The following is a 15,153-nucleotide window of genomic DNA, read 5'->3' on the forward strand; positions in this document are numbered from 1 at the left end:
GATAGCCTGATGGTATGTAGGGAAATTCGCTGTAGCGGCACGGGCTTGGAGTATAATGCCCGCCATCTGCACACACTTTTTTGAAAGGAGCTCAGCATGGGTATTCCGGTTATTTCCCCGCAATACGCGCAATATCTGCTGGATTTTGAAACACTCATCCTGCAAAAGCAAGCCGAAATCGAGGCCTGGTTCCGCAGCCAGTGGAAACGGCACAAGCCGCCGTTTTACGGCTCGGTCGACATCCGCAACAGCGGCTACAAAATGGCCAGCATCGATATGAACCTCTTCCCCGGCGGCTTCAACAACCTAAACACCCAATTCAGCCCGCTGGCCGCCGCTGCCGCCACCGATGCGGTAGAACGCTACTGCGAAACGGCCAAATCCGTGCTGATTGTGCCGGAAAACCACACGCGCAATACGTTCTATTTGGAAAACGTGTATGCCCTGAGCAATATCCTGCAACAGGCCGGCTTTGCCGTGCGCCTGGGCAGCCTGAACCCCGAAATCACCGAGCCGTCCGAATTCAAAACCGCGCTGGGGCACACCATTTTGCTCGAGCCCCTGCTGCGCACCCGCGAGCGCGTGCATCTGGCCGACGGCTTCTCGCCCTGCCTCGTGTTGTTGAACAACGACCTCTCCGGCGGCGTGCCCGAAATCCTGCAAGGCATCCGCCACACCGTGCTGCCGCCCCTGCACGGCGGCTGGACCACGCGCCGCAAAACCGCCCACTTTGCTGCCTACAATCAAGTGGCCGCCGAATTTGCCGAGCTCATCGGCATCGACCAATGGCAGATTAACCCCTATTTCGAGAAAGTGTCCGGCCTCAACTTCCACGAACGCGAAGGCGAAGACGCCCTGGCCGCCGCCGTGGAACGCGTGCTGGCTAAAATCCAGGCCAAGTACGACGAAAAAGGCATCACCGACAAACCCTTCGTCATCGTCAAAGCCGACGCCGGCACCTACGGCATGGGCGTGATGAGTGTGAAATCCGCCGACGAAGTGCGCGCGCTCAACCGCAAAAACCGCAACAAAATGGCCACCGTGAAAGAAGGTCTAGCCGTAACCGAAGTGATTGTTCAGGAAGGCATCTACACCTACGAAACCCTCAACGGCGCCGTGGCCGAGCCGGTGGTGTATATGATCGACCGCTTCGTGGTGGGCGGCTTCTTCCGCGTGCACGAAGGGCGCGGTGCCGACGAAAACCTCAACGCCAGCGGCATGCACTTCGTGCCATTGAACTGCAACGTACCGCAAACCGACAGCAGCGGCGACGACCCGGAATTCCTCGCCGGCAGCAAGCGCGTGTTCGAACAATGGCAAACCCTCGGCCAGCCCGACCGTAGCCAAACCTGCGACTGCGCCGGCAACCGCCTGTATGTGTACGGCGTGATGGCCCGCCTCTCACTCTTGGCGGCTTCGATTGAGTTGGATAACTACTGATATCGCCAGCAAAGGCTACCTGAAACTTTCGCTATGCAGCGTTTTAACTGCATTGAAGCCTACGCTTTCAGGTAGCCTCATGTTGCAGCCATGAGTAGCTGATAAACCAGTTCGCATAAACAAGCCGGCAAACCGTTCTTTAATACGGTTTGCCGGCTTGTTTATTCTTTTCAGGTAACCTGAGTTAAATCCAACCCAACGTATTGGCAAACACCAGCAAAATCGCCACCGGCGCGAGGAAACGCAGCGCATTGAGCCACAGCGCAATCACAGCCTGCGGCACGCTGCTGCCTTCGCGCATGTGCTCGAACACATCGCTCTTCTGCCGTATCCAGCCTACAAACACCGCCACCAAGAGCGAGCTGATCGGCATAATCAGCGCAGTAATCATGTAGTCCCATAAGTCAAACAGCGTTTTGCCAAACAGCTTCCATTCGGAGAGTACGCCAAACGAGAGCGCGGAGGGAATACCGACAATAAAAATCGCCGTGCCGATCAGCCAAGTAGTTTTACTGCGTTTGCTTTCATCTTCGCGGATGGCGGCGGCAATCACGGTTTCCAGCATGGAGAAGGCGGAAGTGAGCGTGGCAAATACCACCAGCAGCATAAACACGGCAAACAGGATTTGCCCCAGCGGCAGTTTCATAAACACGGCAGGCAACACCACGAAAATCAGCCCCGGCCCCTGCCCCGGCTCAAAGTTGAAGGCGAACACAGCGGGGAAAATCACCAAACCGGCCAACAAAGACACCAGCAAATTCATCCACATAATGCTGTTGCCAGAGCGGAACAAATCCTGTTTTTTGTCCAAATAAGCGGCATAAGTAATCATGGTGGACACGCCCAGGCTCAGCGCAAAAAAGGCCTGCCCCAGCGCGGTGAGCATGGTTTGCGGCGTGAAGTGCGACCAATCAGGCTTGAGCAGGAAAGAGATGCCCACCGTCGCACCATCCAGCGTGAGCGAGCGCACCGCCAGCAATAACAGCAACACAAACAGCGCGGGCATCATGTATTTGTTTGCCCGTTCGATGCCTGCCGCAATGCCGCTTTTCACCACCCACACCGTCATCAGCATAAACAGCCCCTGATAGGCGATTGAGCCGGCCGGGCTGGAAATCGTGCTGCCGAACAGCGCGCCGAAATCTGCATTTTGGTGGATGCTGCCGTCAAACGCATGCACCACATAATTCAATACCCAACCGCCCACTACGCTGTAGAACGACAGCAAAATAAAGCAGGCAAACACGCCCATACGCCCGATCCACGGCCACAGGCTGTTTGGCGCGAGCGTTTTAAACGCATCCACCGCGTTTTTGCCGCTCTTACGGCCGATATAAAACTCGGCCAGCTGCACCGGCAGCGCCACCAAAACGGTAAACACCAAAAACATCAGCACAAACACCGCACCGCCGTTGGTGCCGGCGGTGTAGGGGAATTTCCAAATTGCGCCCAAGCCGATGGCAGAGCCAGCAGCAGACAAAATAAAGCCGATTTTAGACGACCAGGAAGCAGGGGATTTCATAAAACTGCAATAATCCAAAACGATTCAGAATGGCGCGATTTTAACAAAAACAAACATCCCAACCGCCGCCAGAACTGTGCTGCTGCCGCATTACGCAGTTTTACTGCCCAAATCGGCCGGCATACAAGCTCGGCTGACAGATGTTTTCTATATTTATAGCATTTTATGCCATATAAAATTATAAATAGCAAGTTAATTGCTTAAATAATATGTTCTAGATTATCAAACAGACAGTTATACCAATATCTCTAGTTTTGGCTGACTATAAAACAAGCAAGACAAAAGCTACCTGAAAGTTCAGGTAGCCTTTATTTCGCTCACCGTAGCAAGCTGCGTGTGTTTAAGCGTAATCGCGCAATTCGGGGTTGATGTCGGTTTGCGCCAGGTTGTTGGTGTAGTTGCACAGGGTGGCCAGCGCCACGCCCATCACCACTTCCACCGATTGCTGTTTGTTGTAGCCCGCGTCTAGAAAGGCTTGCAGCTCGGCATCGGACACCGCGCCTTTTTTCGCCATCACGGCTTGGGTGAAGGCGGCCAGAGCGGCCAGTTTGGCATCGTCGAATTCGGCGGGGTTCAAATTGCGCGAAGCTTGAACAGCTTTTTCGGAGAGCAGTTTTTTCAGCGTGGCGATTTTGGTGTGGCCGGCCACGCAGAAGCCGCACTCATTGGTTTTGGCGGCAATAATCTGCACCACTTCCACCTCGCCCGGGGTGAGGCTGTTGGCGGCGTTGAGCTTACCCACTTCCTGATAAAACGCCAGGGCTTCGGGCGCATTGGCCAGCACGCCGATGAGATTGGGGATAAAGCCGTTGGCCTTCAGCACCGCCTCCACGCGCGGCTTGGCGGCTTCGGGAGCGGTTTCTACGGTGTGGACGGGAAGACGTGCCATGATTGGGTTCCTTTATGCTGTGTTGTGGGGAAAGCAGCATTGTAGCGGAAAGCGCGCCGGCGGCTAAATAACGGTTTGTGCGGATCGATAGAACTCAGAGGCATAAAGGCTACCTGAAAGCCGAAACCAACGCCATATCTGCGTTGATGCTTCGCTTTCAGGTAGCCTTTGGCATACTTGCTAAGACTTAAAACGAATACAGGTGCGGTAAGCCAAATATATGAATGGCAACAGAACCCGCCTGCGGCAACATAAAAGGCTACCAGAAAATATATGGGGCTGTCCTAGATAACCAGGAATATTCAAAATTGATTAAAATATTCCTATGAGAAAAAGTCGCCTCAGCCAGCCCGTTCAAAACAAACTGATCGAATTGTTCGTTGCAGGAGCAACCGCCCGTACTGCCGCCGAATTAGCCGGAGTCAATAAAAACACCGCTGCCTACTACTTTCACCGTTTACGCTTGCTTATCTTTAATCGTTGCGAACACTTGGAAATGTTTGATGGCGAAGTAGAAGCAGATGAAAGCTATTTTGGCGGCTGCCGCAAAGGCAAACGCGGTCGCGGAGCAGCCGGAAAAGTGGTGGTATTCGGACTGTTGAAGCGTAACGGTAAGGTTTACACCGTTACCGTAGCCAATACGCAGTCGGCTACCCTGCTGCCGATTATCCGGGAGAAGGTAAGGCCGGACAGCGTGGTTTATACTGATTGCCACAGTGCCTACAATGTATTGGATGTTAGCGAGTTTAACCACTTGCGCATCAATCACCGTACCTGTTTTGCAGACAGGCAAAACCACATTAACGGGATTGAGAACTTCTGGAGTCAGGCCAAACGCCATTTGCGTAAATTCAACGGCATTCCGAAAAAGCATTTCGAGCTGTATTTGAAAGAGTGCGAATGGCGATTTAACAACAATGAAATAAAATCTCAAATTACCATGTTAAAACAAATGGTAAAAGATAGTCTAACCTAGTTATATAGGACAGCCCCAAATATATTCAGGTAGCCTTCCCTCGCATAAGCCTTTAAGCCAACAAACCTTTCAGCTTGGCAGCAATCTCGCCTGCTGCTACCAATTCGGTTTCGCCGCTGCGCCGCTCGGTGTATTCCACTTTGCCTTCTTTCAGGCCGCGGTCGCCGATGGCGATGCGGTGCGGGATGCCCAACAGTTCGCTGTCGGCCAGCAGCACGCCGGCGCGTTCGTCGCGGTCGTCGAGCAGCACGTCCACTCCAGCGGCGGTGAGTTCGGCGTAGATTTTATCGGCGGCCTCGCGCACGGCTTCAGATTTTTTGTAGTTCATCGGCACGATCACAGCTTGGAACGGCGCCATGGCGTTGGTCCAGATGATGCCGCGCTCGTCGTTGTTCTGCTCGATGGCGGCGGCCACGATGCGGGTGATGCCGATGCCGTAGCAGCCCATTTCCATGATTTGCGATTTGCCGTTGTTATCTAAGAACGAGGCGTTCAGGGCGGCGGAATATTTGTCTCGCAACTGGAACACGTGGCCGACTTCGATACCGCGTGCAAGTTTTAGGTAGCCTTTGCCGTCGGGGCTGGGGTCGCCGGCGATCACGTTACGGATGTCGGCAAATTCGGGCTCGGGGCTGTCGCGGCCGAAGTTGAAGCCGGTGTAGTGGTGGTCGTCTTCATTGGCGCCGATTACGGTGTCGGCCAGTTTTTCCACGGCGAAGTCGGCATACACTTTGCCTTTGAAGCCCACCGGGCCGAGCGAGCCGCCGGCGGCACCGAATTTGGCTTGGATGGCTTCGGGCGAAGCCATGGCCAGCGGGCTTCTCACGCCGGGCAGTTTCTCGGCTTTGATGTCGTTGAATTCGTGGTCGCCGCGCAGCAGCAGCAACACGAGTTCGCCCTCTTCTTCGCCTTCCAACACGATGGATTTGAGGGTGCGCTCAATCGGAATTTGCAAAAATTCCACCAGTTCGGGAATGGTTTTCACGCCCGGGGTGTGCACTTTGGCAAGCGCGGCTTGCGCAGGGGCGCGTTCGCCGCTTTGACGCAGAGTGGGGGCGAGCTCGATATTGGCGGCGAAATCGGATTCGCTGCTATAGGCGATGACATCTTCGCCGCTTTCGGCCAACACTTGGAATTCATGCGAGCCGGTGCCGCCGATGCTGCCGGTGTCGGCGGCCACCGGGCGGTAGTCGAGGCCTAGGCGGTCGAACACGCGGCAGTAGGCGTTATACATGGGCTGGTAGCCCTCGCGCACCAGGGATTCGTAATCGGCGTGGAAGGAATAGGCATCTTTCATCACAAACTCGCGCGCGCGCATCACGCCGAAGCGGGGGCGGCGTTCGTCGCGGAATTTGGTTTGGATGTGGTAGAAATTCTTGGGCAGCTGTTTGTAGCTGGTGATTTCTTTGCGCACGATGTCGGTAATCAGCTCTTCGCAGGTGGGGCTGAAGCAGAAGGTGTTGTCGTGGCGGTCGGTGATGCGCAGCAGCTCGTCGCCGTAGAAATCCCAACGGCCGGATTCTTTCCACAAGTCGGCCGGCTGGATAACGGGCATCAAAAGCTCGATGGCACCGGCGCGGTTCATCTCTTCACGCACCACGGCCTCCACTTTGCGCAGCACGCGCAAGCCCATAGGCATCCAAGTGTAGAGGCCGGAGGCGTTGGCTTTAATCAGCCCGGCACGCAACATGAGCTTATGGCTGGCCAGCGCGGCTTCGGCGGGGGCTTCTTTGAGGGTGGAAATAAAGAACTGGGAGGCTTTCATGACGGGCTTTCTGCGGGATTAAGAACTAAGCGAAGAATTGTATCAATGTTTCAGGCGGGCTGCAGCATGAGGCTACCTGAAAGCTGCGGTTTGGTTTTTCAGGTAGCCCGCAACACGGGCTACCTGAAAAAGCTTGAGTGGAAGCACTCAATTTCCCCTGCCCAGCTGCCAGACACAAGCCATACCAAGTATGCCAAGGCAGCTCACGCAGCAGGAAGAAATGAAGCGCTTCCGCTGTATTTGAGAATTTCAGGTAGCCTTTTGCCGTATCAACCGCCGGCCTTTTCCAGCTGCCGACGCATTTCGGTAATCACCGCGGCGTAGTCGGGCTGATTGAAAATGGCGGAACCGGCCACGAAGGTGTCAGCACCGGCGGCAGCGACTTCGGCAATATTGTCGGCCTTGATGCCGCCGTCCACCTCAATCAGGATGCGGCGGCCGCTTTCGGCGGCGTAGAGGTCGGTGAGCGAGCGTACCTGTTCGATTTTCTCCAGTGTGTGCGGAATAAATTTCTGCCCGCCAAAACCGGGGTTCACCGACATCAGCAGCACTACATCGAGCTTGTCTAAAACGTGCTCCAACACATACACCGGCGTAGCAGGGTTGAGCACCAGCCCGGCGCGGCAGCCGCTGTCGCGGATCAGGCTCAGGCTGCGGTCGATATGGCGGCTGGCTTCGAGGTGGAAGGTGATGATGTCGGCACCGGCCTTGGCAAAGGCCTGAATCATTTCATCCACCGGCTCCACCATCAAATGCACATCCAGCGGCACGGTGGCATAAGGCTTGAGCGCGGCGCACACCATCGGCCCGAAAGTAAGGTTGGGCACGTAGTGGTTGTCCATCACATCAAAATGGATCCAATCGGCCCCGGCGGCAATCACGCGCTGCACTTCTTCACCCAAACGGGCGAAATCGGCAGATAAAATGCTCGGAGCGATACGGTAGTGGGTCATGTTGGTGCTTTCTTCTATAAATGGGACTATAATTCATCGCACATCGTGCCAAAAACGTAGTGATTTCCACTACATTGTTGTTTACACAGGTTTACCAAGATTATACCGTGTTTCACGCCGTCATTCGTATACTGGCAGCAATAAATTTACTTGGTTCGATACTGAATCTAAAGAGTTAACCCCATGACTCCCCTCCCCCGCCGCCAAACCCTTTGCCGGATTGTGTTTTCCACCGTCCTGCTCACTGCCGGCAGCCTTGCCTTGGCCGACAGTCCCAACTGCGATATGCGCCAGCTTGCGCTCAGCAGCAGCCAACAGGAGCAGCTGCGCCAAGTACGCGCCGAATACCGCCAACGGATGGACAACCTTGTGGCACAATCGCGCAACCTGCGCCAATACACCACACAGGCTTCCAATTTGGTGCTATCCGGCCCGGTGTTCGATGAAAACATGGCACGGCATTATGTGAACGAAAAATACACCCCGCAAATGCAACGCGAAGTGGAAAACCTGCGCGCCCAACACGCCCTGCTGCAAATCCTCACGCCGCAGCAGCGGCAGGAATGGCGTCGGCATTGCCAGTATCAATAAAAGCCCTGTCCGATTGAAAAGGCTACCTGAAATTTCAGGTAGCCTTTATTGTTTGGCTGACGATGCAGGTGAGGCTACCTGAAAGGGTAAGCCTCAAATATAACTAAAATGAGGTTCTCGCAGCAAACCAAACCCTATCTCGCGCCGAAGCCGGTGATGATTGTTTTCAGGGTTTTAAACAGAATCAGCACGTCCAGTGCGAAGGAGAAGTGCTTGATGTAGTAGAAATCGTGCTCGATTTTTACTTGGGTTTCGTCTGTGTTGCCCGCGTAGCCCTGCATCACCTGCGCCCAGCCGGAAAGACCGGGGCGCACGATGTGGCGGTAGCCGTAGAACGGGATGCTTTGTTCAAACTGCTGCACAAAGGCTTTCTGCTCGGGGCGTGGGCCGATGAGCGCCATGTCGCCTTTGATGATGTTCCAAAACTGCGGTAGTTCGTCCAGCCGGGTTTTGCGGATGAAGCGTCCGGTGCGGGTAACGCGTGCGTCGCCTTCCTGCGCCAGTTGCGCGCCGTGTTTTTCCGAATCGCACACCATGCTGCGGAATTTATAAATTTTAAACTCGCGCCCGCCTCGACCCACGCGGTTTTGCACAAACAGCACCGGCCCCGGGCTTTCCAGCCGGATGGCCAGCGCGGTGGCCAGCATCAGCGGCAGGGTGAGCGGCAGGCTGGCCACCACCATCAAGGCTTCCAGCACCTGCTTAATCGCCATATAGGCCGGGCTGGGCAGCAGCGAGCCCAAATCGTTTTCATACATATGCCGGATTTTCACGCGGCCGGTGAGAGATTCCTCCACCTGGCGGATGTTGTAAACCGCAATGCCGCGCAAGGTACAATCGGCCAGGAAACGCTGCCAATCCGCCCCCAAATCGGGCGCGTGCAGATTGGTCACCACTGTGTTCACGCGGCCGGTTTCAGGTAGCTTCGGCTCGGCAAGCTCGTGCCAACGGATGTTGGATAGTTGCGGCAAATCGCGCATGCCTTCCACATCAATATAGTACAGATGGCGGATGTGCCGCTTTTCCAGCCAGGTTTCGGCAAACAGATACAACACCGTGAGCGCAAACCCGGCGGCCAGGTAATACACCGAATACGGCAGGCGCAACATGGCAGCAAACACCAGCGGCAACCCCAGCCCGATGGCCGCCACCGGAATCACCGACAGCTTGGAACGCTCGCCGGGGAAACGCGTTAGGTTGCGGCTCAAAGCGTAGGAGAGCAGCAGGCCGGCCAAGAGCAGGCTGTAGCTGGAAAGATTGGTGGCCGTGGGATGAGTCCACTCGCGCGGCGGCCAAAACCACCACGCCGGCGCAATCAGAATCACCAAGGCCGCGGCGACAAAGCGCAAAATCATTTTTATCGTTTTCATTATTTTCGTTATTTCTCGTTTGGCAGCTGGGTCAATCCCACGGGCTACCTGAAATTATTTCCGCAACAACACTCGATACACCCACTGCCGAACCCCATTCGGCAGCAGCCGCACCGGCAATCGCAACAGCACGTTTTTCGCCCACTGCGCCGCGCTCAAAAAGCCCGCACGGTAGAAGCGCCGCTGCATGGCCAGCTCATTTTTTGCATACGCCCAACCGCCGCGCCGCCGATACATTTCATCGCCCGCGCGCGCATACACCAGCACTTCGGGCAGATTGGCGAAACGGCAGCCGTTCAGCAGCATGCGCACCCACAAATCGTAATCCTCATACAGCGGCGCGTGCTGATAATTGCCCGCTGCGAGCACTGCCGATTTGCGGTAGCACACCGTCATGTGGTTGATGGGATTACGGCTTTTAGCAAAGCGGGCAATTTCCTCGTGCGCACAGGGCACGCGGCGGCTGTGCGCGGCATCGGCCGGCGCATGTTCAAACTCGTCAATCTGGCTGCCGCACACGTCAAGCTCTGAGTGCGCTGCCACAAAAGCCAGCTGCCGCGCGAAACGCTCGGGGTGGCAGATATCGTCGGTGTCCATGCGGCACACCCATTCGTGCTCACAGGCCTGCAAACCGGCATTCAGTGCCCGCCCCAGCCCCACGTTTTGCGGCAGCCGCACAATCTTCAGCGGTAGGCTACCTGAAAAGCTTGCCACCACGGCTTCCAGGTTTTCAGGTAGCCCGCCGTCATACACCAGCACGATTTCGTTTGGCGGCAGGGTTTGCGCGGCCAAACTGGCCAAACATTGGCGCAGATATTCCGGCCGCTCGCGCGCATACAGCGACATCAACACGGAAAACGGCGGTGTGCTTTCCACCGAAAGGCTACCTGAAAGTTGGTTTTGCGCTGGCGCCATCATGCCGCTGTTCCTTCTATCTCGTCTAAAAAGCGCAGCGCAGTATCGTCGTCCACTTTGCGTGCCAGCCAGTTTGGGCTGTGGCGCAAATCTTGCAGTTCGGCCAAAGCCAGCATATCGGGGTGGTTGCTGCCCGGAGCGAAACGGATATGGCGGCGGTTGTTGGGCCACAACATGATGCCCGCCGTTTCAGGTAGCCTTTTTGCCAGATATTGAAAGAAATGCTCGTCCGGGCAAAGCTTCTTTCGGAAGAAGGCGCAGGCCTGTTCATCTGCCGCATTCAGCAGGGCTGCCAAGGCCGTACGGTCGGCAGAAAACCATTGGCTGCCGGCATAAGCTGTTTGCGTGGCAGGCAGGATTTTATCGGCTGCCTGAAACGCTTTGGTGAGCAGCTTGCCGGGCAGGCGGCGCTGCCAGGTGGTGTCGGCGTGCGGCGTGTTGAAACGCACGCGGTAGCGCAGGCGCGGCTCGGCATGGCATTCCAGCAACAGGCTGCCGCGTGGCAGTGCGGCAAATTCGCACTCGATTTGCTCGGGGGTGTTCAGCAGCATGCAGTTGCCGCTCACGAGGTGCACAAAGCGGATGTCTGCATCGGCCAGCGCGGCACGCATCAGGTGCAGCGTGGCTTCCACCATGCTGAAACCCGCCCAACGGATGTTGACGCGCTGCGGAATCAGGCGCGCATTCGGCGGCAGGGGTGACAACGCGCCGATATCCGCCTTGGCATCGTAGTGCAGCAGCAGGCGGATTTCGGGGTGACGCTCGGCCAGCCGCAGCCAATACAGCGGCGGGCGGTGGCACAAAATTAAAAAGGCGCTGCTCATAACGCTAAACAGTTATCGTGAAACTCACTCAATATCGATAATCGGAATGCCCAACTGCGTCATCACTTCATAAATCCGCGCCACGCCGGGCGTGTGAAAGGTGGCTTCTGCGGGGCGCACGGCATACACGGCGGTGCGCGGGAAGGCGTACACATTCAGCGCGGCGGTGCTGACGAGGTGATACACCTCGAAGCGGGTATCAGGCTCGCGGCGCAGGCTTTCCAATAGATAGTCTTCAAAAATCAGCGGGCTGGCAATGTGTTCGGCGCCCGATACGCGGTAGGTTTCGCGCGGGTGCGGGAAATATTCGCCAATCTCAAAACGGCGCAGCAGGCTTTCGGCCAGCGCGGCGTTATCTGCCGCGTTGGGCAGCAATGGCTGGCCGAGCAGGATGCGGCGGGTGCGGACGGGCGTAGGGTTTGTGGCAGCCACATCGGCCGTATTTTTTTCAGGTAGCCTTTCGTTTATGCCAAACTTATCCACTGCCCCATTTTCGCTTCTCAGCACCTCTCTGCCTTCGCTTTGGCGAAGCTCACCTTGCCCGCTTTCAGGTAGCCCTTGTTCGGCTGCCGCCCACAAATCCAGCGGCACGGTGGGCGCGGCAATATTGGGCTGGCCGGGATAGAGCGTGTGGTGCCGCCGCGAGAGGCGGCGCAGGTCTTCGGTTTGCAGGCGGATGCCGCGCAGGCGGTTCATCAGCTGCCGCTGGCGGTTGCTGCTGTTGCGGTAGAGCACGCTGCCGGGAATCAGGTTGCCTGTGCCGTCGTCGAAGGTTTCCAGCGCATCAAAGCGGATGCGGTTCAGCACATATTGCACGTTTGGATTATCGATGCTGGCGGCAAAGGCGGTGGCGTATTCTTTATCTAGCCCGCGCAGCAGGCGGGGCAAACTCAGCTCGCGCCGCCATTTGCTTTGCGGAATCAGGGCATATTCGGCATGGCGGCTACCCGCAGAGGCTACCTGAAAATAATGCCTAAACTTGGCATTATCCGCATCTTCGTAGCACAGCATCAGCAAATCGAACGGCTCTGCACGCTGCGCCATCAGCCGCTGCGCCATCAAGGCCTGCAGGGGCGTGAGGCAGATGATTAAATTTGCCAAATCAGCCATACGGTTTCACCTGCCGGAACAATATCGGGAAAATCAGCGCGTTGCCCGCAACCATCGCCAGCGGCACCCATTGGATGCCCACCCGCGCGGTGAGCAGCAACACCAGCAAATAGCCGCCTGCCGAGAGCAGCGAAGTGAGCGCGATGCGCTGGTTTTGCGCGTGGTAAAACAAATAATTCACCTGCAAATAATAGGGCACGGTTAAACCGAAACCCAGCAAAAACAGGCAAATATAGTAATGCACCCCCGTATACTGCGCCCCGAGCAGCCACAAAAACAGCCGCTCCGGCATCAGCCAGGCCACCAATGCCGGCAACGGCGCGGCCAAGAGCGAGAGCAGCGCCCAGCGGCGCACCGTGGCCGCCGTGATTTTGCCGCTGCGCAAGGCCTGGTAGTAATACGGCACAGTGGCTTTGTTCAACGCCATCAGCAACACGCCCAACACGCTGGCGGTTTGATAGCCCGCCGAATACACGCCCAGCGTGGCGGCGGAATAGCCCTGATAAATCACCACGCGGTCGAACTGCCCTTTCACATAATTGCCCGCATGGTGAATCACCAAAGGCAGGCCGAGCGCGAAAATATAGCGCAAAGCCTGCCGTACCCGCCGCCGATTGAATCCCAGCTGCTGCCCGGCACTGCGTCGATAAAGCAGATAAGCCGCCAGCGACACCAGCGCATTGCCGGCAAACAGCGCCAAAAAGCGCCGCTCCACCGGATAATCCGCGCTCATTTCCAGCAGCCACACCGTGAACACGGTGGTGAACAGGCTGCTGCCGAACTGAATGGCCGTATAGGCCAAGGCCTGTTTGCGGCATTGGCGCAGGCTCAGTTGCGTGGCCAACACCGTTTGCGCCGCCGCCGCACACACCACCGCCGCCAACGCCAGCGAATGCAGCTGCCACACCGCCAACAGGCCGATAAGCGCGGCAAAAGCGGTATACAGCGCGCCGGCATACACCACGCTGTGCAGGTTGCGCTGGCCGTATACATAGTAATACCGCGTCACCGCGCCATCCTGGCTCATGCCGAAGCCGATAAGCAGCAGCGAAAATGCCGCCTGATAATACGACAGCTCGCCAAACCCCGCCGTACCCAACTTGCGCGTGAGATAGGGCAGCAGCAGGAAAGGCATGGCCTTGGCCAGCATTTCGCCGACTAGGTAGATGAGGCTGTCTTTTAGAATCTTCATATAGGAACTTTTCAGGTAGCCTCTCACACTGCCGGAAGGCTACCTGAAACTTTAAGCTTCTTATAAAATTTTGAGCACATAAAATTCTTTTCAATATTAAATTAAATCAGTATATTATGCGCTTTTGCAAGGAGAAAGCCAGGTTTCAGGCAGCCTTCTCCATTTGCTCCTTATTCACCCTTGCGCCTCATGCCGGCGCGGGCACTTTCTTTTCTTTGCTTCGCCAAAGAAAAGAAAGCAAAAGAAAGGCGACTGCGGGCACAGGTTTGGCTCCGCCAAACTTCCCTCTCTCCGCACGGTTTTTCGGGCGGGCTCGCAACTTGCGGCTGCGCCGCTTCAAACATGCAAGCCCTTATTTCCCGAAAAACCGCGCTCCATTCGGCGGCGCCAGCAGAACAGGCACAACCTCAACCGTTTTCTCCCCATATTTTGCGTTTGATTTCACAAAAAGCGAATTCCCAGCTTCGTTGGTACTCAAGTTTTCAGGTAGCCTCTAACACTGCCGTAAGGTTACCTAAAACTTTTTCTACTCTTCCACGCAATCCCAATCGGTGGCCGTATTGGCCGCCACATTGCGGCGCAGGCGTTTGCCGATGAGCGCGTCGTAATGCTTGGGCGCCAGCCCGTAGCCGGGGCGCACGCTGCGGATGCAGTCGGCGCCGATGGTGTCACCCGCTTTCATATCCTTCACAAAATACAGCGAACGGCGAAACTGGATATTGCCCTGCTCGCTCGATTTCAAACCGTAATCGGCCTGCCCCAGCGCCTGCCAGGCGGTATGGCTGCTGCGGCACAGTTCGGCCAAATCCTGCGGCTCTAAAGAAAAACTGTCGTCCGGACCGCCGCCGTTTCTGTCTAGCGTGAAGTGTTTTTCGATTACGCACGCACCGAGCGCCACGGCGGCGATGGCGGTGGTGTTGTCCAGCGTGTGGTCGGACAAACCCACCGGCACGCCGAAGCGCTGCGCCATATCGGGCAGCGTGCGCAGGTTGTAATCCGCCGCCGGAGCGGGGTAGCCGCTCACGCAGTGCAGCAGCACCAATTCCTTGCAGCCGCCTTCGCGCGCAGCGGCCACGGCTTCGGCGATTTCTTCTGCATCGGCCATGCCGGTGGACACAATCATCGGCTTGCCGGTTTGCGCCACATAACGGATCAGCGGCAAATCCACCGCTTCAAACGAGGCGATTTTGTAAGCCGGGGCGTTGAGGCTTTCCAGCAAATCCACCGCCGTGAAGTCAAACGGCGAACTGAAAATGGTGATGCCCTGCTCGCGGGCAAAATCAAACAGCGGCTTGTGCCATTCCCAAGGCAGATGTGCTTTTTGATACAGCTCGTGCAGCGTTTGCCCGTCCCACAGGCCGCCTTTGATTTGAAACTCGGGCGCGTTGCTGCGCAGCGTGATGGTGTCGGCGGTGTAGGTTTGGATTTTGACGGCATCGGCACCGGCAGCCTTGGCCTGTTCTATGATGTTGAAGGCGGTTTGCAGGCTGCCGTTATGGTTGGCCGACATCTCGGCAATGATGTAGGGCGGGTGGGCAGCGCCGATGGGGCGGCCGTTGATTTGGAATGCGGGTTTCATGGGTAGTTTCGGTTTCAGGTAGCCTTC

General features: G+C 56.6%; 13 protein-coding genes. 3 read left to right on the plus strand and 10 right to left on the minus strand.

The window, feature by feature from the left end:
• Nucleotides 1–96: 96 nt before the first annotated feature.
• Nucleotides 97–1,440 (plus strand): glutamate--cysteine ligase, encoded by a 1,344-nt coding sequence (gene gshA / locus CKV94_RS02470; protein WP_003822489.1) that lies wholly within the window; start codon nucleotides 97–99, stop codon nucleotides 1,438–1,440.
• A 184-nt stretch (nucleotides 1,441–1,624) separates the two neighbouring features.
• Here the strand turns inward: gshA and CKV94_RS02475 are convergent, their stop codons facing one another.
• Complete coding sequence (locus CKV94_RS02475) at nucleotides 1,625–2,962, minus strand: sodium-dependent transporter (RefSeq protein WP_003822491.1); 1,338 nt, start codon at nucleotides 2,960–2,962, stop codon at nucleotides 1,625–1,627.
• Between the two features lie 340 nt (nucleotides 2,963–3,302).
• Complete coding sequence (locus CKV94_RS02480) at nucleotides 3,303–3,851, minus strand: carboxymuconolactone decarboxylase family protein (RefSeq protein WP_003822493.1); 549 nt, start codon at nucleotides 3,849–3,851, stop codon at nucleotides 3,303–3,305.
• Between the two features lie 325 nt (nucleotides 3,852–4,176).
• Between CKV94_RS02480 and CKV94_RS02485 the strand changes: the two genes are divergently transcribed.
• Nucleotides 4,177–4,827, plus strand: coding sequence for an IS1595 family transposase (locus tag CKV94_RS02485; RefSeq protein ID WP_095114590.1), 651 nt, complete (start codon nucleotides 4,177–4,179; stop codon nucleotides 4,825–4,827).
• A gap of 52 nt (nucleotides 4,828–4,879) precedes the next feature.
• Here CKV94_RS02485 and CKV94_RS02490 read toward each other — a convergent pair whose 3' ends face one another.
• Together CKV94_RS02490 and rpe are read right to left on the minus strand one after the other, a co-directional pair.
• Nucleotides 4,880–6,592, minus strand: coding sequence for a proline--tRNA ligase (locus tag CKV94_RS02490; RefSeq protein WP_003822494.1), 1,713 nt, complete (start codon nucleotides 6,590–6,592; stop codon nucleotides 4,880–4,882).
• A 269-nt stretch (nucleotides 6,593–6,861) separates the two neighbouring features.
• A complete protein-coding gene (gene rpe, locus CKV94_RS02495; protein WP_003822495.1) occupies nucleotides 6,862–7,545 on the minus strand; it encodes a ribulose-phosphate 3-epimerase in 684 nt (227 codons plus the stop codon).
• Nucleotides 7,546–7,728: 183 nt separating this feature from the next.
• Here rpe and CKV94_RS02500 point away from each other — a divergent pair, with 183 nt between their 5' ends.
• Entirely contained in the window at nucleotides 7,729–8,136 is a 408-nt protein-coding gene (locus CKV94_RS02500) for a Spy/CpxP family protein refolding chaperone (protein WP_003822497.1), read from the plus strand.
• A 134-nt stretch (nucleotides 8,137–8,270) separates the two neighbouring features.
• Here CKV94_RS02500 and CKV94_RS02505 read toward each other — a convergent pair whose 3' ends face one another.
• The 6 genes from CKV94_RS02505 to pseI all read right to left on the minus strand — a co-directional run bounded on the left by CKV94_RS02505 (nucleotide 8,271) and on the right by pseI (nucleotide 15,126).
• Nucleotides 8,271–9,506: a sugar transferase gene (locus CKV94_RS02505; RefSeq protein ID WP_003822498.1), complete on the minus strand. Its 1,236-nt coding sequence runs from the start codon at nucleotides 9,504–9,506 to the stop codon at nucleotides 8,271–8,273.
• Nucleotides 9,507–9,560: 54 nt separating this feature from the next.
• Nucleotides 9,561–10,424: a glycosyltransferase family 2 protein gene (locus CKV94_RS02510; protein ID WP_003822499.1), complete on the minus strand. Its 864-nt coding sequence runs from the start codon at nucleotides 10,422–10,424 to the stop codon at nucleotides 9,561–9,563.
• A complete protein-coding gene (locus CKV94_RS02515; protein ID WP_003822500.1) occupies nucleotides 10,421–11,245 on the minus strand; it encodes a beta-1,6-N-acetylglucosaminyltransferase in 825 nt (274 codons plus the stop codon). Before CKV94_RS02515 ends, CKV94_RS02510 begins: the two co-directional genes overlap by 4 nt.
• Nucleotides 11,246–11,269: 24 nt before the next feature.
• Nucleotides 11,270–12,355 carry a glycosyltransferase family 52 gene (locus tag CKV94_RS02520; protein WP_003822502.1) on the minus strand — a complete coding sequence of 362 codons (1,086 nt, stop codon included), beginning with the start codon at nucleotides 12,353–12,355 and terminating at the stop codon, nucleotides 11,270–11,272.
• Nucleotides 12,348–13,547, minus strand: coding sequence for an oligosaccharide flippase family protein (locus CKV94_RS02525; RefSeq protein ID WP_003822503.1), 1,200 nt, complete (start codon nucleotides 13,545–13,547; stop codon nucleotides 12,348–12,350). Before CKV94_RS02525 ends, CKV94_RS02520 begins: the two co-directional genes overlap by 8 nt.
• Before the next feature lie 526 nt (nucleotides 13,548–14,073).
• Complete coding sequence (gene pseI / locus CKV94_RS02530) at nucleotides 14,074–15,126, minus strand: pseudaminic acid synthase (RefSeq protein ID WP_003822505.1); 1,053 nt, start codon at nucleotides 15,124–15,126, stop codon at nucleotides 14,074–14,076.
• Between the last annotated feature and the right edge of the window lie 27 nt (nucleotides 15,127–15,153).

The sequence above is a fragment of the Eikenella corrodens genome (genome assembly GCF_900187105.1).
Taxonomy (GTDB): Bacteria; Pseudomonadota; Gammaproteobacteria; order Burkholderiales; family Neisseriaceae; genus Eikenella; species Eikenella corrodens.

Coding starts and splice junctions, on each gene's coding strand:
- gshA (WP_003822489.1), top strand. CDS start 97: ATGGGTATTCCGGTTATTTCCCCGCAATACGCGCAATATCTGCTGGAT.
- CKV94_RS02475 (WP_003822491.1), bottom strand. CDS start 2,962: ATGAAATCCCCTGCTTCCTGGTCGTCTAAAATCGGCTTTATTTTGTCT.
- CKV94_RS02480 (WP_003822493.1), bottom strand. CDS start 3,851: ATGGCACGTCTTCCCGTCCACACCGTAGAAACCGCTCCCGAAGCCGCC.
- CKV94_RS02485 (WP_095114590.1), top strand. CDS start 4,177: ATGAGAAAAAGTCGCCTCAGCCAGCCCGTTCAAAACAAACTGATCGAA.
- CKV94_RS02490 (WP_003822494.1), bottom strand. CDS start 6,592: ATGAAAGCCTCCCAGTTCTTTATTTCCACCCTCAAAGAAGCCCCCGCC.
- rpe (WP_003822495.1), bottom strand. CDS start 7,545: ATGACCCACTACCGTATCGCTCCGAGCATTTTATCTGCCGATTTCGCC.
- CKV94_RS02500 (WP_003822497.1), top strand. CDS start 7,729: ATGACTCCCCTCCCCCGCCGCCAAACCCTTTGCCGGATTGTGTTTTCC.
- CKV94_RS02505 (WP_003822498.1), bottom strand. CDS start 9,506: ATGAAAACGATAAAAATGATTTTGCGCTTTGTCGCCGCGGCCTTGGTG.
- CKV94_RS02510 (WP_003822499.1), bottom strand. CDS start 10,424: ATGATGGCGCCAGCGCAAAACCAACTTTCAGGTAGCCTTTCGGTGGAA.
- CKV94_RS02515 (WP_003822500.1), bottom strand. CDS start 11,245: ATGAGCAGCGCCTTTTTAATTTTGTGCCACCGCCCGCCGCTGTATTGG.
- CKV94_RS02520 (WP_003822502.1), bottom strand. CDS start 12,355: ATGGCTGATTTGGCAAATTTAATCATCTGCCTCACGCCCCTGCAGGCC.
- CKV94_RS02525 (WP_003822503.1), bottom strand. CDS start 13,547: ATGAAGATTCTAAAAGACAGCCTCATCTACCTAGTCGGCGAAATGCTG.
- pseI (WP_003822505.1), bottom strand. CDS start 15,126: ATGAAACCCGCATTCCAAATCAACGGCCGCCCCATCGGCGCTGCCCAC.